Origin of the sequence: Salinicola sp. RZ23, assembly GCF_003206675.1 — a bacterium.
Taxonomy (GTDB): Bacteria; Pseudomonadota; Gammaproteobacteria; order Pseudomonadales; family Halomonadaceae; genus Salinicola; species Salinicola endophyticus.
On the sequence record NZ_PZJK01000010.1, the window covers coordinates 110,469 to 134,909 of the forward strand.

At 67.7% G+C, this 24,441-nt stretch carries 23 protein-coding genes and 3 tRNA genes; 12 read left to right on the forward strand and 14 right to left on the reverse strand.

Annotated features, from left to right (window positions below; translation table 11 throughout):
• The first annotated feature begins 126 nt into the window (after window positions 1-126).
• Entirely contained in the window at window positions 127-1,614 is a 1,488-nt protein-coding gene (locus DOM67_RS11040; protein ID WP_232825223.1) for a M48 family metalloprotease, read from the forward strand.
• 40 nt (window positions 1,615-1,654) lie between these two features.
• Here DOM67_RS11040 and DOM67_RS11045 read toward each other — a convergent pair whose 3' ends face one another.
• The 13 genes from DOM67_RS11045 to DOM67_RS11105 all read right to left on the reverse strand — a co-directional run bounded on the left by DOM67_RS11045 (window position 1,655) and on the right by DOM67_RS11105 (window position 11,738).
• The gene (locus DOM67_RS11045) at window positions 1,655-2,848 is read right to left on the reverse strand and encodes a serine hydrolase (protein WP_110675804.1); all 1,194 of its coding nucleotides are present in this window, start codon (window positions 2,846-2,848) and stop codon (window positions 1,655-1,657) included.
• 191 nt (window positions 2,849-3,039) lie between these two features.
• Window positions 3,040-3,115, reverse strand: a tRNA-Lys gene (locus DOM67_RS11050).
• Between the two features lie 62 nt (window positions 3,116-3,177).
• Window positions 3,178-3,253: transfer RNA gene (locus tag DOM67_RS11055), tRNA-Lys, on the reverse strand.
• Window positions 3,254-3,285: 32 nt separating this feature from the next.
• Window positions 3,286-3,361 (reverse strand) — tRNA-Lys (locus DOM67_RS11060).
• 171 nt (window positions 3,362-3,532) lie between these two features.
• Window positions 3,533-4,396, reverse strand: coding sequence for a 23S rRNA pseudouridine(2605) synthase RluB (gene rluB, locus DOM67_RS11065; protein ID WP_110675805.1), 864 nt, complete (start codon window positions 4,394-4,396; stop codon window positions 3,533-3,535).
• A 38-nt stretch (window positions 4,397-4,434) separates the two neighbouring features.
• Window positions 4,435-5,319: an SMC-Scp complex subunit ScpB gene (scpB, locus tag DOM67_RS11070; RefSeq protein ID WP_110675808.1), complete on the reverse strand. Its 885-nt coding sequence runs from the start codon at window positions 5,317-5,319 to the stop codon at window positions 4,435-4,437.
• A gap of 12 nt (window positions 5,320-5,331) precedes the next feature.
• Window positions 5,332-6,309 carry a ScpA family protein gene (locus DOM67_RS11075; protein ID WP_110675810.1) on the reverse strand — a complete coding sequence of 326 codons (978 nt, stop codon included), beginning with the start codon at window positions 6,307-6,309 and terminating at the stop codon, window positions 5,332-5,334.
• A 147-nt stretch (window positions 6,310-6,456) separates the two neighbouring features.
• Window positions 6,457-7,560 carry a pyrroloquinoline quinone biosynthesis protein PqqE gene (gene pqqE, locus DOM67_RS11080; RefSeq protein ID WP_110675812.1) on the reverse strand — a complete coding sequence of 368 codons (1,104 nt, stop codon included), beginning with the start codon at window positions 7,558-7,560 and terminating at the stop codon, window positions 6,457-6,459.
• Complete coding sequence (gene pqqD, locus DOM67_RS11085; protein ID WP_110675814.1) at window positions 7,557-7,850, reverse strand: pyrroloquinoline quinone biosynthesis peptide chaperone PqqD; 294 nt, start codon at window positions 7,848-7,850, stop codon at window positions 7,557-7,559. The genes pqqE and pqqD overlap by 4 nt, the downstream gene beginning before the upstream one ends.
• On the reverse strand, window positions 7,847-8,632 hold the full coding sequence (gene pqqC / locus DOM67_RS11090) for a pyrroloquinoline-quinone synthase PqqC (RefSeq protein ID WP_232825224.1): 786 nt from the start codon (window positions 8,630-8,632) through the stop codon (window positions 7,847-7,849). The genes pqqD and pqqC overlap by 4 nt, the downstream gene beginning before the upstream one ends.
• Complete coding sequence (gene pqqB / locus DOM67_RS11095) at window positions 8,620-9,513, reverse strand: pyrroloquinoline quinone biosynthesis protein PqqB (protein ID WP_232825225.1); 894 nt, start codon at window positions 9,511-9,513, stop codon at window positions 8,620-8,622. Before pqqB ends, pqqC begins: the two co-directional genes overlap by 13 nt.
• 44 nt (window positions 9,514-9,557) lie before the next feature.
• Entirely contained in the window at window positions 9,558-9,686 is a 129-nt protein-coding gene (gene pqqA, locus DOM67_RS19995) for a pyrroloquinoline quinone precursor peptide PqqA (protein WP_198651791.1), read from the reverse strand.
• A gap of 57 nt (window positions 9,687-9,743) precedes the next feature.
• Window positions 9,744-11,738 (reverse strand): DEAD/DEAH box helicase, encoded by a 1,995-nt coding sequence (locus DOM67_RS11105; protein ID WP_110675816.1) that lies wholly within the window; start codon window positions 11,736-11,738, stop codon window positions 9,744-9,746.
• Between the two features lie 194 nt (window positions 11,739-11,932).
• Here DOM67_RS11105 and DOM67_RS11110 point away from each other — a divergent pair, with 194 nt between their 5' ends.
• The 11 genes from DOM67_RS11110 (at window position 11,933) to DOM67_RS11160 (ending at window position 23,068) form a co-directional block, all read left to right on the forward strand.
• On the forward strand, window positions 11,933-12,349 hold the full coding sequence (locus DOM67_RS11110) for a hypothetical protein (protein WP_110675818.1): 417 nt from the start codon (window positions 11,933-11,935) through the stop codon (window positions 12,347-12,349).
• A gap of 465 nt (window positions 12,350-12,814) precedes the next feature.
• Complete coding sequence (locus tag DOM67_RS11115) at window positions 12,815-13,591, forward strand: FCD domain-containing protein (protein ID WP_110675820.1); 777 nt, start codon at window positions 12,815-12,817, stop codon at window positions 13,589-13,591.
• A gap of 70 nt (window positions 13,592-13,661) precedes the next feature.
• Window positions 13,662-14,897 carry an ABC transporter substrate-binding protein gene (locus DOM67_RS11120; RefSeq protein WP_110675908.1) on the forward strand — a complete coding sequence of 412 codons (1,236 nt, stop codon included), beginning with the start codon at window positions 13,662-13,664 and terminating at the stop codon, window positions 14,895-14,897.
• 75 nt (window positions 14,898-14,972) lie between these two features.
• On the forward strand, window positions 14,973-15,833 hold the full coding sequence (locus DOM67_RS11125; RefSeq protein WP_110675822.1) for a branched-chain amino acid ABC transporter permease: 861 nt from the start codon (window positions 14,973-14,975) through the stop codon (window positions 15,831-15,833).
• Between the two features lies 1 nt (window position 15,834).
• Window positions 15,835-16,863, forward strand: a complete 1,029-nt coding sequence (locus DOM67_RS11130) for a branched-chain amino acid ABC transporter permease (protein WP_198651792.1) — start codon at window positions 15,835-15,837, stop codon at window positions 16,861-16,863.
• Window positions 16,860-17,612, forward strand: a complete 753-nt coding sequence (locus DOM67_RS11135; protein WP_110675824.1) for an ABC transporter ATP-binding protein — start codon at window positions 16,860-16,862, stop codon at window positions 17,610-17,612. The genes DOM67_RS11130 and DOM67_RS11135 overlap by 4 nt, the downstream gene beginning before the upstream one ends.
• The gene (locus DOM67_RS11140) at window positions 17,612-18,307 is read left to right on the forward strand and encodes an ABC transporter ATP-binding protein (protein WP_110675826.1); all 696 of its coding nucleotides are present in this window, start codon (window positions 17,612-17,614) and stop codon (window positions 18,305-18,307) included. Before DOM67_RS11135 ends, DOM67_RS11140 begins: the two co-directional genes overlap by 1 nt.
• Window positions 18,308-18,351: 44 nt before the next feature.
• Window positions 18,352-19,614 (forward strand): Zn-dependent hydrolase, encoded by a 1,263-nt coding sequence (locus DOM67_RS11145; RefSeq protein ID WP_110675828.1) that lies wholly within the window; start codon window positions 18,352-18,354, stop codon window positions 19,612-19,614.
• 2 nt (window positions 19,615-19,616) lie between these two features.
• Window positions 19,617-21,038, forward strand: a complete 1,422-nt coding sequence (locus tag DOM67_RS11150) for an amidase (RefSeq protein WP_110675830.1) — start codon at window positions 19,617-19,619, stop codon at window positions 21,036-21,038.
• 76 nt (window positions 21,039-21,114) lie between these two features.
• A complete protein-coding gene (locus tag DOM67_RS11155; RefSeq protein ID WP_110675832.1) occupies window positions 21,115-21,432 on the forward strand; it encodes a putative quinol monooxygenase in 318 nt (105 codons plus the stop codon).
• 103 nt (window positions 21,433-21,535) lie between these two features.
• Window positions 21,536-23,068, forward strand: coding sequence for an aromatic amino acid ammonia-lyase (locus DOM67_RS11160; RefSeq protein ID WP_110675834.1), 1,533 nt, complete (start codon window positions 21,536-21,538; stop codon window positions 23,066-23,068).
• 55 nt (window positions 23,069-23,123) lie between these two features.
• Here DOM67_RS11160 and DOM67_RS11165 read toward each other — a convergent pair whose 3' ends face one another.
• A complete protein-coding gene (locus DOM67_RS11165) occupies window positions 23,124-24,404 on the reverse strand; it encodes an FAD-binding oxidoreductase (RefSeq protein ID WP_110675836.1) in 1,281 nt (426 codons plus the stop codon).
• Window positions 24,405-24,441 lie beyond the last annotated feature (37 nt).

The following is a 24,441-nucleotide window of genomic DNA, read 5'->3' on the forward strand; positions in this document are numbered from 1 at the left end:
CGTGGCGACAGTTGCATACCCTGGGGTTTGCAGGCAACGTCTGCCACAGGCTGCGGTCGAAGGCATCATAGCGCAGAACCGACAACGACTTCCGTCGCTTTCGTCGGCGTCCATACGAGAAGGTCGATGATCAAGAGATTGCATGCGCGCGCATCGCGCAGACTGCTGCTGGGCTCGCTGGCCGCCGCCGCTCTCGGGCTCACCGGGGCGCCAGTCCAAGCACAGCAGAACCCTCAGCTGCCTGGCATGGGCAGCTATCAGCTGCCGGACATGGGCAGTACCAGCGCCACCGTCACCACCAGCGACGAGCATCGCCTCGGCCGCGCCTGGCTACGCCAGTTCCGCGCCCATACCGACCCCTGGCAGGACCCCATCGCCCAGACCTACATCCAGTCGCTACTCGCTCGGCTGGTGCCCTACAGCGGCGTCGACGACCAACTGGTTGTCACGCTGATCGATAGCCGCCTGCTCAACGCCTTCGCCGTGCCCGGCGGTATCGTCGGGGTCAACGCCGGCCTGTTCGCCTCGGCCCCGGACGAGGACGAGTTCGCCGCGGTACTGGCCCACGAGCTGGGCCACCTGGCCCAGCGCCACTATGCCCGGCGCATGGCACGCATCGAGCAGACCCAGCTACCGACCATGGCCGCCATGCTCGCGGGGATGATCATCGCCGCTGGCGGCGGCGGTGGCGCCGGCCTGGCGACCATGGTCGGCTCCACCGCCGCCTTCGCCCAGGACCAGCTGGCCTACTCGCGGCGCTTCGAGCAGGAGGCCGACCGCGTAGGGCTCAACGCCATGGCCAAGGCCGGCTTCGACCCGCAGGCGATGCCGAAGATGTTCCGCTCGCTGCAGAAGCTGGCCACGCTGCAGGGCGGCAACCCACCGGAGTTTCTGCTCACCCACCCGGTCACCGAATCGCGCATCAGCGACACCCAGGCGCGTGCCGACCAGCTGCCCTCGCCGCCCGCCCACGACGACACGGCCTACGCCATGGTGCGCGCCCGCGCGCTGGTGCTGCTCAACCAGAACACGCCCTCCCAGGCGCTCACCGAACTCGAGCAGGATCACCCGCCCGAGGCGGCGGTGCGCTACCTGAAGGCGCTGCTGGCGGCCCGGCAAGCCCACTACAGCGAAGCGCTGGCGACACTCGATGCACTGGCCAAGACCCACCCGGATCTATCGATGATTCCCGCCACCGCGGCACAGATCGCCTTCGAGGCCAACGACCGCCCCGGCGCCCTGGCGCGCGCGCGGCGCATCCTGCGGCTCTCCCCAGGCTACTTCCCGGCGCAGTGGGTCGAGGCGGAAGCGCTTTTGCAGATGCAGCCGGACCAGGCCTTCGACGTGCTACGCAGCATGAGCGAACAGTACCCCGAAGACCCCAACGTGTTCGGCCTGCTGGCCGAAGCCGCCGGTCGCAGCGGGCGCGAGGTCTGGGGCCAGCTGGCACGGGCCGAACAGCTGCAGCTGGAGGGGCAGATCGACACCGCGATCCGCCAGCTCGACTCGGCCAGCAGGAGTGCCAAACGCAGCGGCGACTACGCCATGGCGAGCCGGATCGAGCAGCGGCGTAAGGATTTTCTCGACTATCGCGACGCGATGCAGAACTTCTGACAACGCCTCGACGCAGTGCCATCGGCAGCCGCTGCTCGACCTACCCATCCGTCAGCGCGGCAGCGACCGCATCGAACAGCCGCATCGGTTCGATCACCATCCGCCCCATCGGCTTGGGGGCCGCGGCGTGCTGCACGATCACCAGCTCGCGGCGCGGATTGACGTAGAGATACTGACCATGGATGCCGCGCGCGGCGAAGGCGCGGTCGCGGCGCGAAGGCTCGGTCCAGCCGCTCCACCACATGTAGCCGTAGTCGACCGACTCGCCGCCGACGAGAACGCTCGGTTGCGTGGCTTCGGCGATCCAGCCCGCCGGCAGCAGAGACGTCCCCGCCACGCAGCCGCCTTCGAGCAGGAACTGGCCGAAGCGGGCGTAGTCGCGCAGGGTCGCGGCGATACCGCTGCCGCCGATCTCGATACCCTGGGGCGACGCCAGCCACCAGGTGGCATCCGCCTCCATGCCGAAGGGTTGCCACAGTTTCTGGGCCAGGTAGTCGGCCAGCGGGCACCCCACGGCGCGGCTGACCATCTCCGCCAGGATCTGGGTCTCGCCGGTACTGTAGTTGTGCCGCGTGCCCGGCGGTGCCACCCGCGGCAGCTTCGCCATTACCGCCATCGCCGCTCCAGGGCGCTGTTCGAGCTGGGCCGCCAGCAGCGCTCGACGGTCTGAGCCGGGGTCGGTGTAGGTCTCGTTCCAGCCCACCCCGGAAGCCATCATCAGCAGCTCGCGCAGGGTCACCTCGGTATAGGCACTGCCGGCCAGCGCCGGAACGTAGTCGCCCACCCGCGCAGCCAGCCCCTCGGCGATGGCACCGTCGTGGATCGCCATACCGGCGAGCGTCGACGTCACCGACTTGGCCACCGACATCGACATCCAGCGGGTATCGGGGCCGTTGCCACGCTGATAGGTCTCGTAGCGGATCTGCCCACGGTGCAGCACCAGCAGGCCGGTGACGCTGTTCAGCGCCAGATAGTCGTAGAGGTCGTAGCGCTCATCGGCCACCGCCACGCTGATCTCGCCCAGCCCCCTGGGCGAGCGCGACAACTCACGCACCGGCCCGCCAGCGGCGATGGTGCGCGACGGAAACAGCCGCTGGATATTGCGATAGGTCGCCACCGCCAGATCCGGAGTCAGGTGACCCGAGTAGGCATCGGTGACGCTACCGATCGGCTCCTCGGCGTGGCGGTAGCCGGCGGCACGGGAAGCGGTGTGGTCGAGTGACCCTGGGGGCATGGCGATTCTCCTCGGCGAATCCCCCATCTCTATCACAGTTACATGCCACGTGGCGCCGCGCGCTCACCTGCCGTATCGACAGACGCGACAACGCAGACACCGCAGGCCGTGGGTCAATAGGAAACGGGCAATGGGAAGTGGGCAACTGGAAACGGAACGACGTGCGAGGGAGAGCGAAAACAAAGAAGCAATGGTGGGTCGTGTAGGATTCGAACCTACGACCAATTGGTTAAAAGCCAACTGCTCTACCAACTGAGCTAACGACCCATTGCACACGACCGACGAAGGTGTCGAGTCGCTTGCCGAAAAACGGCGAGGGGGGAGATCGATGGTGGGTCGTGTAGGATTCGAACCTACGACCAATTGGTTAAAAGCCAACTGCTCTACCAACTGAGCTAACGACCCAAAACTTGCAAACTGCATCGACCCGTCGGCGGTGGTGGGTCGTGTAGGATTCGAACCTACGACCAATTGGTTAAAAGCCAACTGCTCTACCAACTGAGCTAACGACCCTTACCGACTGGGCGCACATATTACTGGTAAGCCCCGGAGCAGGCAAGCGTTTTTTCTCACCCACCTGCACCGACTCTGCACCACGCCGCTGATGCCAAGCACACGCCAAGGCGACGAGACGAACCAGCGTCGAGGAGACGCTGGCCCGGCATCGGTCAAGCCGCCAAGACGTCAGGCGTCGCGCCGCGGCCGCCGCGGTTTTTTCATCGCCGTGACCGGGCGCCGCTTGTTCTTGTCGCGGCTCCAGCGATTCTTCTCATCCGGGGTCAGCTCCGGCACCTTGCGCGGCTCCAGCCCGGCCATGTTGGAGAGTTCGTCGATCTCGTCCTGGGAGAGTTCGAGCCACTCGCCAGCCTTGGCGCGCTTGTCGAGAAAGATATTGCCGTAGCGCACGCGCTTGAGCCGGCTCACGGTCAGCCCCTGGGACTCCCACAGCCGGCGCACCTCTCGGTTGCGCCCTTCGAGGATCACCACGTGGAACCAGGTGTTGATGCCTTCGCCGCCGAACTCCTGAACGTCGGTGAAGCGCGCCGGGCCATCCTCGAGCATCACACCCTCGACCATGTTGACCACGTGCTCGCGCTGCACCTCGCCCATGACGCGCACGGCGTACTCACGCTCGATCTGGTGCGACGGGTGCATCAGCCGGTTGGCCAGCTCGCCGTCGGTGGTGAACAGCAGCAACCCGCTGGTGTTGATGTCGAGACGACCGATCGCGATCCAGCGCTCGCCCTTCAGACGCGGCAGCCGCTCGAACACGGTGCGTCGCCCTTCCGGGTCCTTGCGCGTGCACAGCTCGCCTTCCGGCTTGTTGTACATGATCACCCGGCGCGGCACCTCGTCGGTGGCGCGCAGGTTGACCGGGCGGTCGTCGAGGGTAACCCGGTCACGCGCGCCGACCCGGTCGCCCAGGGTGGCGACACTGCCATTGACCTTGACGCGCCCGGCGCCGATCGCGGTCTCCATCTCACGGCGCGAGCCGTAGCCGGCCCGGGCCAGCACTTTCTGCAGTTTTTCGGTATTGGTGTCTGTCATGGGTCTATCGATGCCTCATCGGCTGCGGGAAGCCAGGCTCAGGGATCCTGTTCGTCCGAGGCTTCCGGGGTGTCCGCGTCCGTGACGTCGGCCGTGGAGTCTGGCTCCGCGGCCTGGCGCTGGCGGGCGCGTTCGGCCAGTCGTGCGTCGAGCTCGGCAAAACTCAACGACTGGCCGGGGGACGCCGTCTCGGCGTGCTCGCCTGCGTCGGAGAGTGCCGACGCTGCCGAAGATACTGTCTGTTCATCGCCGCTCGGCGTATCACTCTCCACCGCGGGCATCTCGCTCTCCGCCCCGGGGCTCTCGGTCTCTGCTCCGGGTGCGCTGTCAGCGCTCGCGGCATCCTCCGTGGACAGCGCGGTCTCGAAGGTCTCGAAGTGCTTCAGCTCGTGCATCGGCGGTAGCGCATCGAGACTCTTAAGCCCCAGGGCATCGAGAAACGCCCGGGTGGTGGCATACACTGCCGGGCGCCCGGGGACGTCACGCTGGCCCACGGCACGAATCCAGCCGCGCTCGACCAGGGTCCGCATGATCGAGCTCGACACCGCCACGCCGCGCACCTCCTCGATGTCGCCGCGGGTCACCGGTTGACGATAGGCGATCAGCGCCAGCGTCTCCAGCAGCGCCCGCGAGTAGCGCTGCGGACGCTCGTCCCACAGTCGCGAGACCCACGGCGAGTAGCGCTGACGAATACGCACCTGATAGCCGGAGGCGGACTCCATCAGCTCCAGCGCACTCCCCGCGAGCAGGCGCTCGGAGAGCTTGTTGAGCGACTCTCGAATCGCCGCCCGCGAGGGCGGCTTGCCCTCGTCGAACACCGCTTCGATCCGCTCCAGCGACAGCGGCTCGCCCGCGGCCAGCAGCACGGCCTCGAGAATCTCGTCGAGCGCCGGCGTCACGTAGGGATCGGTCAGACGGTTCATGGTATCGCTTCGCTATCGCTGCTGTCGGCCCGGCGGCGCGCCGGGATCAGTCGCGCCCGTCTCGGTATCGGTGGCGAAGACCGGCTCGTCCGCCGCCTCGTCCGTGATTCCGTCGGCGTCGAAGGCGGCCTCGACCCCCGCCTCAAGCGCCAGCCGCGCACGCACGTGGATCGGCGAGAGCGGCGCATTCTGCACGATTTCGATCATCGACTCACGCGCTAATTCGAGAATCGCCATGAAGGTGACGATCACCCCGGCGCGCCCTTCGCGGGGGGTGAACAGCGCCTCGAACGGGGTGAATTGATCGGCGCTGAGCCGCTGCATGATCGCCTGCATGCGATCGCGGGTCGACAGCGCCTCGCGGCTGATACGGTGCGACTGGCGCAGGTCGGCACGCTTGAGCATCTGCCCCAGGGCGCCGAGCAGCTCGCCCAGTTCGACGTCCGGATGCACCACCCGCGGCGTGAGCGTGGGCAGCGCCGCCTGGGCCGGATGCCAGTCACGCCCCAGGCGCGGCAGCGCGTCGAGTTCCTCGGCGGCGAGCTTGAGCTGCTCGTACTCCTGCAGCCGGCGGATCAGCTCGGCGCGGGGGTCCTCCTCGTCGTCGTCCGCGTCCGCCCTGGGCGGTCGTGGCAACAGGCTGCGCGATTTGATCTCGGTGAGCATCGCCGCCATCACCAGATACTCGCCGGCGAGATCGATCTCCATCGCCTGCATCAGCTCGACATACTCGACGTACTGATGGGTGATCGCAGCGACGTTGATCGCCAGGATATCCAGGTTATGGCGCCGGATCAGATAGAGCAGCAGATCCAGCGGCCCCTCGAAGGTCTCGAGGAAGACCTTGAGCGCCTCCGGGGGAATATAGAGATCCTCGGGCAGCTGGGTCAGCGTCTCGCCGTTGACCCGTACCACGAAATCCAGCGGCAGCTGCTCGGGTGACGCCGCGTCGGCGGCATCGGGTTCCTGCTCGGAATCGATCACGCCCATGTCGCCTCCCGGCCGGGTGCTGGATGAAATCGCTCAACGCCAATTCGGCAGTCTAACAAGGGATGGAAGCCCAAGGGATAGCGCGGCCGCGGAATAGAACGTCTAGGGGTGAGACGTGCCAGGGCCAAGAAAAGCCAGTCAGCGCCCCTAACGTCCGAAGCGCCGATAACGGAACTCAGCATCGCGGCTGGCATCGACGATCGCCAGCGTCTGGACCTCGTCGTGATAGGGCGAACGCTCGCACACCGGGTCCATCTGGCTGGCCTCCCCGGTGAGCGCGAGCGCCTGACAGCGACAGCCGCCCCAGTCGATCTCGCGCCGCTCGCAACTCTGGCAGGTATCCGGCATCCACGCCGTACCGCGATAGGCATTGAAGGCCGGGCTGTCGTACCAGATCTCGCCGAGACCGTGCTCGCGCACGTCCCAGAACGCAAGGCCGGGAATCGTCTCCGCCGCGTGGCACGGCAGCACGCGGCCCGCCGGGGTGACGTTGAGCGACTGCCGCCCCCAGCCGTTCATGCATGGCTTGGGCAGGCGCGCATAGTAGTCCGGCACCACGGCATCGATCACCAGCTTGCCCGCGAGCCGTTCACGCGCCGCCTCGACCAGCGCGAGCGCATCCATCACCTGCTCCCGCGGCGGCATCAGCGCGGCGCGGTTCTCCAGCGCCCAGCCATAGTACTGGGCGTGGGCGATCTCCAGGCGCCGGGCCCCCAGGTCGAGCGCGAGCTCCACCAACTCGGGCAACTGGTGCAGATTGTGCCGGTGGATCACGCTGTTGAGGGTCAGCGGCAGGCCCACCGCGGTGACATCGCGGGCGAAGGCCATCTTCTTGGCAAAGGCACCGGGCAGATTGGCGATGCGGTCGTTGACCTCGGCGCTGGCGCCCTGAATCGAGAGCTGCACATGGTCGAGCCCGGCCTCGGCCAGGGCCTCGAGTCGCGCCCGCGAGAGATTGACCCCGGCGGTGATCAGATTGGTGTAGAGCCCGTGTTCGACGCAGCTCGCCACCAGCGCTTCGAGATCCGGCCGTGCCGCCGGCTCGCCGCCGGAGAGATGCACCTGCAGCACACCCAGCTCGGCGGCTTCGGCGAAGACACGCTGCCAGGTCGCCGTGTCGAGTTCGTCGCGCTTGCGCGTCAGTTCGAGCGGATTGGAGCAGTAAGGACACTGCAGCGGGCAGCGGTGGGTCAGCTCCGCCAGCATGCCGAGCGGCGGCGCGGGGCGGGCCGGGTCATCGAGATGGCTCATGCCACTTCCAGCACTTGCTTGAGGATCAGATCGGCGAGCATGGCACGCACGTCGCCGAGAATGCGTTCGCGCGGGGCCGCGAAGGCAGCGGCCAGATCATCGACGATGGCGCCGATATCGCGCTCGCCGTCGACCCGTGCGAGGACTTCACGGGCCACCGGGTCGAGCTGGAACACGCGCTCCGGGGCGAGCAGCACCCAGCCGCCGCGGGCCTTGTCTTCCCGCAGTCTCACGCCGCGCGGCAGACGCACGATCGCGTCCTCCGCGAGTGCTGGCGCTGATGGATTCATGTCGGCTGCCCTCCCATTTCCGGCTCGCCGTTCCAGGCGCCCGGCGGGACTTGACCTGGCGTCACGTAGGCGTGCTGGAGCGCATCGAGCATGGCCCACAGCACGCTGCACTTGAAGCGCAGCGCATCGATCACCGCTTGCTGCTGGTCGGCCCGCTGGGCATGGCGCTTGACGTAATCCAGCGCCATCTCGGCATCCCGCGGGGCCTGGGTCAGGCGCGGCTCGAAGTAGGCCAGGGTCTCGGCCGAGACGAAATCGTAGTGCGCCAGCATGCCGCGCACCCGCTGGCCGATCACCATCGGTGAAAACAGCTCGGTGAGCGAGGAGGCCACCGCTTCCAGCAGCGTGCGATCGCGCACGAAGTGGGTGTAAGCCTCCACCGCGAAGCGTGTGGCCGGCAGGATGCCGCGGGTCGAGACCACTAGTTCACGCCCCAGTCCCAGGCCATCGGTCAGCTTCAGCCAGCGCGCGATGCCGCCCTCGCCCGGCGCCTCGCCGTCATGGTCGACCAGCCGGGCGCGCCAGATACGACGCAGCTCGGGATCGTCGAGACGGGCGATCAAGGAGGCGTCCTTGATAGGAATCATCGCCTGATAGTAATAGCGGTTGAGCGCCCAGGCCTGCACCTGGCGCTTGTCCAGCTCGCCGTTCTGCAGCATCAGCTGGAACGGATGACGATGGTGATAGCGGGTCTCGCCCACCTCGCGCAGGCGTGCTTCCAGCGCTGCCATGCTCAGGGGTTCGACCAGATCGGGATGGTTCTCGACTTTCAGCTGCGACACGCAAGCTCCATGCCGTCGTAGGCGATTTCCCAACCCGCGCGCTCGGCCTGGGCGCGCTCCAGCGAGCCCTCGATCAGCACCGGGTTGGTGTTGTTGATATGCACGAAAACGCGCCGGCGCACCGCCAATTCGGCGAAGGCGGCAATACTGCCCGCGTCGCCCGACATCGACATATGCCCCATGCGTGCCCCGGTCTTGACGCCGACACCGGCGCTGATCATCTCGTCGTCGCGCCACAGGGTGCCATCGAACAGCACCAGATCGGCGCCCTCCAGACGCGCGGCGAGGCTCGGCGTCATCGCCGCGCAGCCGGGGATGTAATAGACCCGCGAGCCGGCACCGATGAACTCCACGCCGACGGTATCCTCACCCTCGACGCCGATCTCGACCGTGTCGCCTTCCAGGTAGAGCGCGGTCTTGCCCGGCACCGCGAACAGCCGTGCGCTGACGCCATCGAGCAGTTCGAAGGCGGTTTCGAGCGCCACCGGCTCGCGCGTCACGCACTCGGCGTTGAGCACCTCGAAGATCGGGTTGGCCTTGAGCACCGCCTGGATCGACGGTGTGGCCAGGAGCCGGAACGGCGAACGCTCGCGCAGATTGAGCAGCCCGCCGATATGGTCGACGTCGGCGTTGGTCAGCAGCACGCTGCGAATCGGGGTATGGCGGTCACCGTGCTGCGGCTGCAGCACCGGGTTGTGACGAATCTGGGCGAGAATCTCGGGGGCGCAGTTGATCAGCGCCCACTGCTCGCCGTCGCGACTGATGGCAATCGAGGATTGCGTGCGCGGGGTGATGCGCGGGTCACCGGCCCAGGCCAGGCGGCACACCTCGCAACGACAGTTCCACTGCGGGGAGCCGCCTCCGGCGGCCGCCCCCAGCACGCGAAGCCGCAGGCCTGCGGCTTCGCGTGCACCTGCTGCCGGGCTCAAAACTCGGCGGGCATGTAGTCGTTGATTTCCATGCCGACGCAGATTTCCTTCACTTCCGGGGTCGTCCAGCTCATGGCGAGCTCCTTGAATCGAGTGGCGTGGCGCTCCAACGAACGCCTGTACATTCTAGCCAATCCGACCCGACTCCGTGAAACAATTAGCCGGTGAACGGTTCTCTCCACTCAGCCATCCGCTGCCTCGGCGGTGCGATAGCGCCCGGCATAGTCGAACAGCTTCTCGCCCAGACGCCAGTAGCGCCCGCTCTTGCGCGCGATGACGAAGTCAGGTGCCCGCAGGCGATGCGCCTCGGCGGCGGCCTCCTCGGCCGAGGCGGGCTGCCAGTCGCTGCCCGGAGCTCGCAGATGCTGGCGCAGGAAGAGCCGCGCGAAGACATGGCGCTGCCCCCGGGTCTCGAGGCCGAACCACTCGTCCAGGGTGTCACCATCCTCATCGTGGTAAGTCACCTTGAGGCGCGGCACGCCGCGGCCGTTGGTGGTCGCCTGCAACTGCATGCCGCTGACCCTCAGCACCTTGGCGTGCTTGAGCTTGACCGCATCGCGCAGCTTGTCGTCGGGGTCGACCAGGCGCTCGCCGCAGTGGCCACAGGCGCGTGCAGCGATGTCGTTCTCGCCGCCGCACTGCTCACACACCTTGAAGCGGAAGCGAAAGGTGCACTGCACCTTATTACTGGCGCCCGAAGCCGCGCCCTTGGCTTTATTGGCGCCCGAAGCCGTGCCTTTGCCTTTATTGGCGCCCGAAGCCGCGCCCCGGCTTTCATTGGCGCCCGCCCCCACGCCGGCACTGGCTGACGCTTCCGGGTTCGACCTGTCGCTTTGCGCGCCGGGTTGGATGCGATCGACAGCGTCGCGTGTGGATAGCAGCCCCTGGCAGCGGCGGCCGTGGTGTTCGATCACCAGATCACCGTCGCGCTTACCCCAGAAGGTGTTGGCGAAGCCGCACTCGGGGCACTCGACCTGGACCGGCTCGCTCTCGCTGTCCGGGCGCGCCTGATCGATCTCGGGGGCGTAGAGATCCCATGGGTTGCCGGCATAGTCGAGCACCAGACAGTCGCGCTTGCCGGGCGATAGCCGCAAGCCGCGGCCGACGATCTGCTGATAGAGCCCCACCGACTCGGTCGGCCGCAGGATCGCTATCACATCGACATGGGGAGCGTCGAAACCGGTGGTGAGTACCGCCACGTTGACCAGATACTTGAGCTCGCGCGCCTTGAAGGCGGCGATCAGACGCTCGCGCTCCGGCCCCGGCGTCGCCCCGGTGACCAGCGCGCTGGCCTCCGCCGGCAGCAGCCCCAGCACCTCCTCGGCGTGGGCCACGGTGGCGGCGAAGATCATCACGCCCTCGCGATCGCGGGCCCGCTCGATCACGTCGGCCACGATCTGCGGCGTGGCGCGGTTGCCCTGCACCACGCCGTTCAGATCGCGCTCGGCGAACTGCCCATTGCCCTGCGCCACGAGGTGCGAGAAGTCGTAGAACGCCAGGGCGGCGTCGAGGCGCCGGGGTTCGGCGAGATAGCCCTGGCGCACCATCACCCGCAGCGGCTGCTCGAACACGCAGTCGCGGAAGAAGGCGTCCTCCGGCCCCTTCACCATGCCGTGGTAGTGGCGATAGTAAAGAAAGCCCTCTCCCAGCCGGTAGGGCGTCGCGGTCAGACCCAGAATCTTGAGATTGGGCCGTGCCTGGCGCAGCCGAGCGATCACCTGGGCATAGCTCGAGGATGCCCGCGCCCGGGCCGCGGCGCTCGTCTGCACCTCGCTCTCTGCCCCACCGTGGCGCAGCGCGACCCGGTGGCACTCGTCGATCACCAGCAAGGTGAAGTCACCGGCCGCAAACGCCTCGAGGCCGTTGACCACCGACTGCACCGAGCCGAACACCACCTGGCGTGCGCTCTCCTTGCGCTTGAGGCCAGCGCTGAAGATATCCGCCTCGAGCCCGTAGGCGAGATACTTGGCGTGATTCTGCTCGACCAGCTCACGCACGTGCGCCAGCACCAGTACGCGCCCCCGCGCACGCCGCGCCAGCTCGGCGATCACCAGCGACTTGCCGCTCCCCGTGGGCAGCACCACCACCGCCGGGTCGTCACTGCCGCGAAAGTGGGCAATGACGTTGTCGACGGCCTGGGTCTGATAGGGGCGGAGTTGGGGGGCGTTGGCAGACATGGCGCGAGGGTAGCATGCGCACCGCCACCGGGCAGCCACGCCTGCCGTGACAGCAAGTCACCGACGCATACGGTCAGGTTCCGGCCGGCAATCTCGCTTACACTGTGGGGATCGCATTCGAACCGGGTCGCGTCGCCGAGCGCGTCGCCGCCTGCCGTTCGAAGCCTGATTGACTTCATTAGCGGAGCGCCACCATGTCATCCGAACAGACGCCACTGGCGCACTACATCGAGCGGCTGCGCGCCCAAGAGATCGATATCGAAGCCATGGACGAACAGGCAGCACGCCTGCGTCAGGATCATCTGGAGTTCGTGCTGGTCGTGGCTGCCGACGAGCCGGCCTTCTTCCAACTGATGCTGCCCGGGGTGTGGCAGGCCGCCGCCTCGAGCAACCGCCTGCGGCTGCTGGAGACCGCCAACGACGTGATGAACACGATCAAGGCGGCCAAACTGGTGGTCCATCAGGAGGCGGTACATGTCAGCGTCGAGCAGTTCGTCAGCGGCCCCGAGCAGGGGGCGGCGCTGATCCCCGGGCTGATGGAGCTGCTCAAGAGTGCGGTGGCCGAATTCCAGGAGCGGCTGGGCATGGGCGAGGCACCGCGCATTCATTAGAGCCCCCGTATTCATTAGCGGTGATCGCCAGGGCTCGCGGTACCGGGTGCGAGGGGGGCGGTCGATATGCCACGACCTGGCGCTGGCGGGGCGGCAACAGGGGCGCTGTCGCGCAGATGACGTGCATGGCAGGCGGGGTGGCTCAGGGTCACCTCCCGGCACCCGCAGGCCACAAAAATATTCATCGATCACGTCTCCCTGAAAACTTTCGACTATCGAAAAATCCCTCGACTCATCCCTCTGGTGCACCCCCGCCCTCCTCGCACTGCCACGTAGCACCCCGCTTCCCGTTATCGAACAAGCGATTAGTGACAGCCTTCAGCATGCCGACGACTCCACCGGCACCACGCCGGTGCAAGACACGTGCACTCGTGCGCCGCCTCCCAGGGAGACGACGTCTTGACGTGCCGCTCCTTTTGCGCGAATTAATATATTTATTCGCATAAATACAAAGACAGGCACCCCATGACCGCGGAACCGACGCGCCGTCGCAAGCTGGCCGACATCATCGGCGAGGACATCAAGCGTGAGATCGTCACCGCCCAGTTGCAGCCGGGCGACAAGCTGCCCAACGAAAAGGCGCTGATGACCCACTATGGCTGCGCCAAGGCGACCATTCGCGAGACCCTCAAGGTGCTCGAGGTGGAGGGGTTGATCACGCTGAAGACCGGCCCCGGCGGGGGCGCCCTGATCAAGGCCCCCACCACCGACCCCGCCAGCCGTGCCCTGCGCAACTTCCTGCATTTCCAGCACCTCGATGGCAGCCAGGTCTATCAGTTGCGACGTCTGGCCGAGGTCGAGATGGCCGTCTCGGTCATCGACCATCTAGCCCCCGAGGACTTCGTCGCTCTGGAGGCCAACATCGAGCGCTGCCGCCAGCCTCACGATGGCGACGAAGGGCATCGCCACCACCGCATGCTGGAGCTCGAGTTCCACAACATCCTGGCGCGTGCCTGCCCCAATCCCCTGCTGCGCTTTTTGTGCGGTTTCCTCAACGATCTGCTGCGCGACCTGGTGGTGCTGAAGAAGGCCTACAAGCCGGAGCGCAAGCAGTTCGATCAGGCCAACATCGACTATCACGTCGAGCTGGTCGCGGCCCTGCGCGAGCGGGACGTGCTGCGGGTACGCGAGTTGATGCACGACCACATGTGCGATGCCGAACACCACATGACGGCCCTCGAGGGCCAGGTCGCCGACCAGTTTCTGGTCAACCCCCGCCAGGGGTTTCCGGCCTCCGACTAGGGGGCCGACACCCCGGTCAATCTCTGCAACAACAACGACAATCATTGCGAGGTTCATGATGCGACGCGACATGCTGTCTTCCACCAACCGGTTTACCACCCCGCGGGTCTCCACCCGGCTGCTTCCCGCCACCCTGCTGGCCGCTACCCTGGGTCTCGGCCTGGCGGCGGGCCCGAGCCAGGCCCAGGACGAGACACCGATCACCGTCTACGGTGTCAAATCCCTCTCCGGCAGTAATGCCAGTTACGGCAAGTACGCCGAGATGGGCTCCAAGCTGGCGGTGGACGAGATGTCCGCCACGCTGGGCCGCCAGATCGACTATGTCTCCATCGATACCGAAGGCAATGCCGGGCGTGCCGTGCGCAAGGTCCAGGAAGCGATCGCGCAGAACGGTGCGCGCCTGTTCAACGGCGCGACGCTCTCCTCGACCGCGCTGGCGGTGGGCAAGGAGGTCAACTCGGCCGGCGGCGTCTTCATGACCCCGGCCGGCGCCGACGAGATCACCGGCAGCGAGTGCAACTCCGCCACCTTCCGCTGGTCGGTGCCCACCTACGGGGCGATCCAGCAGACCCTGGTGCCCTATATCGACAGTCACCCCGACGCCAAGCGCTTCTATACCATCACCCCCCAGTACGTCTTCGGCGAAGCGCTGCTGCGCAATGCCGAGAAGGTCTTCGCGGACAAGGGTGTGGAACATGTCGGCAACAGCTACCACTCGCTGCAGGAGCAGGAGTTCTCCGGCTATCTGACCAATGCCATGGCCGCCAACCCCGACGTTCTGGTGCTGCTCAACTTCGGCTCGCAATCCTCGAATGCCCTGCGTCAGGCGGTCAACTTCGGGCTCAACCAGCAGATGGATATCATCATGGTGTGGTCCTCCGGCCTGGAGCAGCTGCAGGAGCTGGGCAACGACAACATCGACGGCATCTATTTCGGTGCCCAGTACTGGCATGAGGTCGACACCCCCGCCAACCGTGAGCTGGTGAAGAAGGTCAAAGAAGCCTACGGCGTCACCCCCAACTACCCGCTGGCCGCCGATTACACCATGACCAAGACGCTGCTGCAGGCGGTGGCCGACAGCGGCGCGACCCAGGGCGAGACACTGATCCACGCCCTCGAGGGGCGCACCTACCAAGGCCCCACCGGCGAGGAGACGATTCGCGCCGCCGACCATCAGGTGCTCAAGGACTACTACCTGCTCGAGGGCAAGGGTGCCGCCGAGATGACCGACGCCAGCGATTACGCCGACATCGTCAGTTCGGGCCAATCCTTCCTGTCGCCGGCGCAGAGCGGCTGCCACCTGTGACCGTTGCCGCGGGGGCGACGAGCGTCACCTCCGCGGCCTGGCATCAACCACTTCCGCTCCCGGCGAGGTGCCATCATGCTCAACGTCTATCTCTTCCAGATCCTGAACGGGCTGGGACTGGGGATGATCTATTTCCTGATCTCGGTCGGTCTGACTCTGATCTTCGGTCTGCTCAACTTCGTCAACTTCGCCCACGGCGCCTTCTTCCTGCTCGGCTCGTACCTCTGCTACACCACGGTCACCCTGACCGGCAACTTCTGGCTGTCGCTGCTGCTGGCGCCACTCGCGGTGGGGCTGCTGGCGTGGCTGCTGGAGCGCAGCCTGATTCGGCGTATCTATCATCTGCCGCACACCTTCCAGATCCTGGTCACCCTGGGCATTGCGCTGATCATCCAGGAAGTCTCGATCATGCTCTGGGGGCCGGTGGGCAAGAGCGTGCCGACGCCGGAGCTGCTGCGCGGCATCGTGCGACTGGGTCACTTCGCCTACCCGCAGTACCGGCTGTTCCTGATCGGCTTCGCCGCCCTGGTGGCCGTGGCCCTCTGGCTACTGCTGGAGCGCACCCGCTTCGGCGCCCTGGTACGCGCCGGCAGCGAATCCACCGAAACGGTATCGCTGCTCGGCACCAATATCTTCCGCCTGTTCTCGATCACCTTTGCCCTGGGGGTGGCACTGGCCGGCCTGGCCGGGGTGCTCTCCGCGCCGCTGCGCGGTGCCAATCCCTTTCTCGGCCCGGAGATCCTCGGTGTGGCGTTCGTGGTGGTGGTGATCGGCGGCATGGGCTCATTTGGCGGCGCCCTGGCCGCCGGCCTGATGGTGGGCGTGGTGCAGAGCCTGATGGCCAGCCTGTGGCCGCAGGGATCGAGTCTGATGATTTATGCCGCGATGGCGGTGGTCATTCTGCTACGGCCCTACGGCCTGTTCGGGAGGGCCTGAGATGAACCCCAAGCTCACGACACCGGCGCGCGGCGACAGCCGCCCCGCCAACGCCATCTTCCGGCGGCGGCCGGCGGCGACGACCCTGGCCATGCTGGCGGTAGTCATCGCCCTGCCCCTGGTGGTGCCTTCGGCCACGCTGGCCTGCGAGATCCTGATCTTCGCCATGGCCGTGCTGGGCTGCAACCTGCTGCTCGGTTACACCGGCCTGCTCTCCTTCGGCCAGGCGATCTTCTTCGGCAGCGGTGCCTACGTGGCGGCCCTGGCCATGATCCACTGGCAGGTCGGGCTGTTCACGGCACTGCTGCTGGCGGCCGCCGCCGGGGGCCTGCTGGCGCTGCTGGTCGGCGCCCTGGCGATTCGCCGCACGGGGATCTACTTCGTCATGCTGACCCTGGCCCTGACCCAGATGGCCTACTTCATCGCCTATACCCTGAGCGACTGGACGGGCGGCGACAACGGTCTGCTCGACGTGCCGCGGCCTCCCGTGGCCATCGGCGGTTTCACCCTGTTCGATCTCGAGTCGCCGCTGGCCTTCTACGGCCTGGTGGCGGTGCTGTTCGTGTTCCTATATCTGGGGGCGCGTCGGGTCATCGACTCGGCTTTCGGCAGTACCCTCTTGGCCATTCGCGAGAACGAGGCGCGTGCCGCCGCCGTGGGCTACGACACCCGCCACTTCAAGATTCTCGCCTTCGCGCTGTCGGGCGCCGTCACCGGACTCGCCGGGGCGCTCTACGCCATGCTGCTCAACTTCGCGCCGCTATCGAACATCGAGCTACCGATGTCCGAGCAGATCCTGATCATGACCATCATCGGCGGCACCGGATCGCTGTTCGGCTCGCTGCTGGGCGCCGGTACCATCGTCATCCTCGGCGACCTGCTCTCCGCCCTGTGGCCGCGCTGGATGCTGCTGCTCGGGGTGGCCTTGATCGCGGTGGTGATGTTCATGCGCGGCGGCCTGTGGGGCGGCCTCGAATCCCTGGGACGCCGGCGCGCCGGCGCCGCGCGCAAGACGCAGGAGGACGCATGACTTCGCCACTGCTGGAAACCCGCGACCTGACACTGGCCTATGGTGCCTTCCACGCCGTCGACGGGGTCGGCCTGTGTATCCAACCCGGGACCATCCACAGCGTCATCGGCCCCAACGGCGCCGGCAAGACCAGCCTGTTCCACTGTCTGACCGGCGAGCGCCGTATCAGTGGCGGGCAGATCCTGTTCGACGGTCGCGATATCACCCGCCGCCCCGCCCATGGGCGAGTGGCGCTGGGCATGGCGCGCTCGTTCCAGATCACCAGCCTGTTCCAGAACCTGAGCGTTCGCGAGAATCTCCGTCTGGCCGCCCAGGGCACGGCCGGTTGGCGGGCGCTGGACTTCTGGCGCCGCCTGGACAGCCACCGCCGCCATGCCGCCACCGCCGACGAGATGCTCGAACGCCTGGCGCTCACCGCGCGCGCCGAGCTGCCCGCCGGCACCCTGTCACATGGTCAGCAGCGCATTCTGGAAGTGGGCATGGCGATATGCGCCAGGCCCCGCCTGCTGCTGCTCGACGAGCCGACCTCGGGCATGGGGGTCGACGACATCCCCACCATGACCCGGCTGATCGCCGAGCTGGGGCGCGATCACACCGTGCTGTTGATCGAGCACAACATGAGCATCGTGATGTCGATCAGCGACACCATCACCGTCATGAACCGCGGCCAGATCCTGGTCGAGGGAACGCCACAAGCGGTGCGCGAGGATGCGCGGGTGCGCACCGCCTATCTGGGGGAGGCCGCCTGATGCTCGAGGTCGACGACATCCACAGCTACTACGACAAGAGCCATGTGCTCGAAGGCGTCTCGCTCCACGTCGAGGCCGGCGAGCTGGTCACCCTGCTGGGACGCAACGGCGCCGGCAAGACCACCACCCTCAAGAGCATCGTCGGACTGGTACCGCCGCGGCAAGGAGCGGTGCGTTTCGAGGGGCGAGTCATCAACGGTCAGGAGCCGTTCCGCATCGCCCGCCAGGGGGTCGCCCTGGTACCCGAGCATCGCGGTATCTTCGGCCTGCTCAGCGTCGAGGAGAACCTCAAGATCGCCGCCCGGCGCCGCAGCCGCTGGCAACTCGCCGACATCTACCGCCTCTTCCCGCGACTCGAGGAGCGTCGCCGCAACGGCGGCAACGCTCTCTCGGGGGGCGAACAGCAGATGCTCGCCATCGCCCGGGCGTTGATCAACGATCCGCGCATCCTGCTGCTCGACGAGCCCACCGAAGGACTCGCACCGGTGATCGTCGACGAGATCGTGCGCATCCTCAAAGATATCCGCGGCCTGGGGCTGCCGGTGCTGCTGGTCGAACAGAACCTGCGGGTCTGCGAACAGCTCGCCGACCGCCACTATGTGCTCGAACAGGGCCGGGTGGTCTATCACGGTAGCGCCCAGGCGTTCCGCGACGACCCCGCGATCCGCGACCGCTTTCTGGCGCTGAGTGCCTGAACGGCGCCGATCAGGGTGCCCTCGACAAGGATAAGGACAACACCATGACCACCACTTCCTCTTCTCACGCGACCCGGCTGACCATCGACGGCGAGCGCCTATGGCAGAGCCTGATGACACTGGCCAAGATCGGCGCCACCCCCAAGGGGGGCTGCAACCGCCAGGCGTTGACCGAGCTCGACCGGCAGGGTCGCGATCTGCTGACTCGCTGGTGCGAGGCGGAAGGTCTGACGGTGCGCTTCGACGCCATCGGCAACCTCTTCGCGCGCCGTCCGGGGCGCGACGACACCGCCGACCCGGTGGTGATCGGCAGCCATATCGATACCCAGCCCACCGGTGGCAAGTTCGACGGCTGCTTCGGCGTGCTGGCCGCGCTGGAGGTGATCCGCACGCTGAACGCCCAGGGCATCGAAACCCAACGGCCACTGGAGCTGGTGGCCTGGACCAACGAGGAGGGGTGCCGCTTCGCCCCCTGCATGATGGGCTCCGGTGTCTTCGTCGGCCAACTGACACTCGACGACGCCCTGTCGCGGCGCGATGCCGAAGGCATCAGCGCCGGCGAGGCACTCGCGGCGATCGGTTACGTCGGTGACGACGCCCATCGCCCGGCCCGCCTCGCCGGCTATCTCGAGGCGCACATCGAGCAGGGGCCGATCCTCGAGGAGGAGGGCGACACCATCGGCGTGGTCACCGGCGCGCTGGGCATCCAGTGGTTCGATGTCACCTTGACCGGCATGGCCGCCCACTCCGGCTCCACACCGATGCACCTGCGCCGCAATGCGCTGCTCGGCGCCACCCGCGTGATCGAGGCCGTCGATGCCATCGCCATGGCTCACCAGCCCGACGGCCGTGGCACCGTCGGCGCCTGCCAGGTACTGCCCAACTCGCGCAACGTGATTCCCGGCGAGGTCACCCTCAGCGTCGACCTGCGCCACAGCGACGGCGACGTGCTCGACGCCATGGTCGCCGAGTTCCGCCAGACGCTGGAGAAGATCGCCAGCGCCAGCGACCTGGCGCTCGCGGTGACCCAGACGGCGAACAACCCGCCGCAGCACTTCCATCCCGACTGTATCGCCGCGGTGCGCCGGGCGGCGCAGGCGGGCGGCCATGCCTATCGCGACATCGTCAGCGGGGCCGGGCACGACGCGGTGCTCGTCGCCGGCGTGGCACCGACCGCGATGATCTTCATTCCCTGCGAGAAGGGCATCAGCCACAACGAAGCCGAATACGCCAGCCCCGCAGACGTGGCCGCCGGCGCCGACGTGCTGCTGCATGCCACCCTAGAACTGGCGCAACAAGGAGCCTGATCATGACAAAGAGCGACACCGACCTGGCCAGCCTGAGCGCCGTCGATGCCGGGGCCCTGCTGGCCGCCGGCGAGATCTCGCCGGTGGAACTGGCGCAAGACTGCCTGGCCCGCATCGAGCACCACAACCCCACCGTCAACGCCTTCTGTCACGTCGACGCCGAAGGCGCGCTGGAGGCCGCCCGCGCCGCCGAAGCGCGCTACCGCCGCGGCACGGCGCTGGGGCCGCTCGACGGCATCCCGGTGACCATCAAGGACCTGACCCCGACCCGCGGCATGCCGACCCGCAAGGGCTCGGCAACCACCTCGGCGGCCGGGCCATGGGACACCGACGCCCCGTTCGCCGCCCGCCTGCGCGAGGCCGGCAGCGTGCTGCTCGGCAAGACCACCTCCCCCGAGTTCGGTTGGAAGGGGGTGACCGACAACCCCCTCCACGGCATCACCCGCAACCCCTGGAATCCGAACCTGACCCCGGGCGGCTCGTCCGGTGGAGCCGGCGCCGCCGCGGCGCTCAATCTGGGCCTGCTGCATCAAGGCAGCGATGCCGGCGGCTCGATCCGTATCCCCTGCGCCTTTACCGGCACCTTCGGGCTCAAGCCAACCTTCGGCTGGGTGCCCCAGTGGCCGGCCAGCGCCATGACCACACTCTCGCACCTCGGCCCGATGACCCGCAGCGCCGAGGACGCCGCGCTGATGATGAGCGCGATCGCCCAGCCCGATCCGCGTGACGGTTACGCCGGCCCGCCCTGCCCGCTCGACTGGCGCCGCTCACCGCCGGACGACCTGCGGGGCTGGCGGATCGCCTACAGCCGCGACCTGGGCTATGTCGAAGTCGCGCCGGACATCGCCCGGGTGGTGGATGAGGCCGTCGCCGTGCTGCGCGGGCTGGGCGCCGAGGTCGAAGAGATCGACCCCGGTTTCACCGACCCCCAGGCAACCTTCAACACCCTGTGGTTCGCAGGCGCCGCGCGACTGGTGGGCGGTCTGAACGAGGCCCAGCGCGAACGCCTCGACCCCGGTCTGCGGGCCATCGCCGAGCGCGGTGCGCGCATTTCGCTGAGCGACTATCAGCGTGCCGGCGAGGCGCGCGCCGCGCTGACCGCGCAAATGGCCGAGTTCCATCGCCACTACGACCTGCTGGTGACGCCGACGCTGCCGCTGGCCCCCTTTGCCGTCGGCAGCAACGTGCCCGAGGGCGGTCGCTACCTGCAATGGATGGACTGGACCCCGTTCAGCTACCCGTTCAACCTCACCCAGCAGCCGGCAGCGTCGCTGCCCTGCGGCCTCGATGATGGCGGCCTGCCGGTCGGCCTGCACCTGGTCGCGGCGCGTTTCGACGATATGCGGGTGATGGATGCCGCCCGGCTGCTCGAGCGCCGCCTGCCACGCCTGGTTCCGCCGGGGTTCTCGGGAGCTATGACGTAGCCGTCAGCAGACGTCCGACGTTGCACCTACACTTAGCTTTTACGACACCACTCGTTCATCCAACAGGGAGGTCTTCATGACCGCTGACACCCACTTCGTGGTCATTGCCGAATTTCAGATCAAACCGGGCCAGGTGCCGGCCTTTCTGGCGCTGGCGCACAACGATGCCAGCGAGTCGCTGGCCAACGAGGAGGGCTGTTACACCTTCGACGTGCTGACCCCGGAAGGCAGCGAGGATCTGGTGGTGCTGCACGAGGTCTACCGCGACCGTGCCGCCTTCGAGCACCACACCACCATGCCGCACTACGCCCCGTTCAAGGCGGGCTCGACCCCGCTGCTGGCCGCCGAGCCCAAGGTGCGCTTCTTCCTCACCGCCGAACGCCCATCGACCTGAGTCCTTAGCGCTAGGGTTCACTCCCCGCACCCAGCGGCGCTGGCCGCCGAATGCATGGCCCGGCTACACTCGGCACCTTCCCGAACCCAGTGGATGCCGAGCCATGCCTCATGCCCCTGCGCCGATCACCTTCGGCCCCACCCCGCTGACCCTGGAGGCGGTGGTCGCGCTGGCCGAACGCCGCGCCGCCTCACGGCTGGACGACGACCCGGCGTGGCGCGCGCGTATCGCCCGCGGCGCCCAGGCGGTCGAGGGGCTGCTCGACCGCGAGGGGCAGATCTACGGCATCACCACCGGCTATGGCGACTCCTGCGTCACCGCGATTCCCCTGGCCCAGGTGGCGGCGCTGCCGCGTCAGCTCTACACCTTTCACGGCTGCGGCCTGGGCCGCTTTCTCGAGCCCGAGGCGGCACGGGCGGTGCTCGCGGCACGCCTGCAGTCGCTGTGTCAGGGCGTCTCCGGAGTGCGATTCGAGCTGCTCGAGCGGCTTCACGCCTGTCTACAGGAAGATCTGCTGCCGAGAATCCCCGAAGAGGGCTCGGTGGGAGCCAGCGGCGACCTGACACCGCTCTCCTACGTCGCCGCCATGCTCTGCGGCGAGCGCGAGGTGATCTGGCGCGGCGACGTCCGAATGGCGGCCGATGTCCACGCGGAGCTGGGCTGGGAACCGCTGACCCTGCGCCCCAAGGAGGCATTGGCGCTGATGAACGGCACCGCGGTGATGACCGCGCTGGCATGCCAGGCCTTCGTCCGCGCCGAGTATCTGCTGAGGCTCGCCACCCGCATCACCGCCCTCAATGTGGCCGCACTGCGCGGCAATCCGGACCATTTCGGCGCGCGCCTGTTCGCGGCCAAGCCGCACCCCGGTCAGGGCCAGGTCGCCGCCTGGCTGCGCGCGGATCTGGAGAGCGAGTCCGCCGCACCGCAGCAGCGCCTGCAGGATCGCTACTCGCTGCGCTGTGCGCCCCACGTGCTGGGGGTGCTGGCCGACAGCCTCGGCTGGCTGCGCGGTTTCATCGAGACCGAGCTCAACAGCGCCAACGACAACCCGCTGATCGACCCCGACTCGGGCGAGGTGATGCACGGCGGCCACTTCTACGGTGGCCATATCGCCTTCGCCATGGATAGCCTCAAGACCCTCACCGCCAATGTCGCCGACCTGCTCGACCGCCAGCTCGCGCTGCTGGTCGACAGCCGCTACAACCACGGCCTGCCGAGCAATCTCTCCGGTGCGCCAGCGGCACGGGCGATGATCAATCACGGCTTCAAGGCGGTGCAGATCGGCGCCTCCGCCTGGGCCGCCGAGGCGCTCAAGGGCACCCTGCCCGCCAGCGTCTTCTCGCGCTCCACCGAGTGCCACAATCAGGACAAGGTGAGCATGGGGACCATCGCCGCCCGTGACGCCCTGCGCGTGCTCGAACTCAGTGAGCAGGTCGCCGCCGCCACCCTGCTGGCGGCGCTGCAGGGCGTGCACCTGCGTGGCGATCCGCTGCCCGCGCCGCTGGCGGCGATGGTCGAACGCCTGCGTGAGCACTTCGCCCCGGTGGACGAGGATCGCGCCCTGGATGGCGAGCTGCGCCACTGTCTGACGCTGATCCGCTCACGCCACTGGCCGCTGTACCCGCCTGCGGCCTGACCTGGCAACGACTGACACGTAGACGGCTGACGCGAGCGCTGGCAGCGAGTCACGCTCAGGCCAACAGGCGCAGACACTGCCCCAGGTGGTAGAGCGAAAAGCCGCTTTCGTAGGCCGCACTCCATAGCCCGCGCCCGCGTACGGCGCGGTAGGACTTGAGTGGCAGCGGCAGCAGGCTGTCGTCGCCGCGGCTGAGATACTCGGCGAAGCCCTCGCCCACCACCGTGCCGGTGGTGTTGCCACGGCCGTTGTAGCCGCAGGCGGCGACGATCCCGGGCAGCGGTTCGAACAGGCGCAGCGTGTGATCCGGGGTGAAGGCGACGCGGCCGCTCCAGGTGCACTCCCACTCGACCGGGCCCAGCTCGGGGAAGTAGTGGCCGGCGATGCGATCGGCCCAGCTCTTCAGGTAGACCCGTGGCCGCCCTTCGCCACGCCCCAGGCTGCCCAGCACCAGCCGCCCGGCGGCATCGCGGCGAATGCTCGAGAGCACCGTGCGGGTATCCCAGGCGCCCTGGCGCTCGGGCAGGATCGCATCCGCCGCGGCCCCGGAGAGTGGGCGCGAGGCGACCTGCATATAGTGGCCGGCGAAGAAGTGCTGGCGCGTCTGGTTCCAGCTGTCCTGGGCGTAGGCATTGGTGGCGATCACCACCCGATCGGCGGTGACACTGCCGCGGGGGGTGCTCAGGCGCCAGCCGTCACCCTCGCGCTGTATGCTCGACACCGGGTTGTGGGTAAACAGCCGGGTGCCCTGGGCCTGGGCGACGCGGGCCAGCCCACGGGTGTACTCGGCGGGGTTGATCGTACCGGCACGGCGGTCGCACAGCGCGGCGCGAATGCGCCGGGTCCCGGTGAGCCGTTCGCACGCCTCGCCTTCGATCAACTCGACCGGTGCCCCGCGTGCGACGAGCTGGTCCCGCCGCCGGGCCAACTCGTCGCAGCCCTTGGCGTTATGCCCCAGGTGCAGGGTCCCGGTGCGCGTAGGATGACACTGGATACCATGGCGTTCGATCAGTGAGAACACCTTGGCCGGGGCGCCGCCGAGTACCCGGTTGGCGCGCTCGCCGTCGGCCTCGCCGAGCGCCTTGACAATATCGTCCGGCGGCACCCACAGGCCGGCGTTGACCAGCCCGACGTTGCGTCCGGACCCCCCGGTGGGAATATCCCCCGCCTCCAGCACGCACACCTCGGTGCCGCCGGCGCTCAGATGCAGCGCTGTGGAGAGACCGGTGATCCCGCCGCCGACGACGCACACGCGGGTGCGCAACGCGGTGTCCAGCGTCTCGGTGACGGGCGCCGGCTCCTGCGCACCCTGGGTCCATAGACATTGCTCTTGCATGACCGCTCCTCGCCTGAACGCTTGTCGCTCGCTGCTT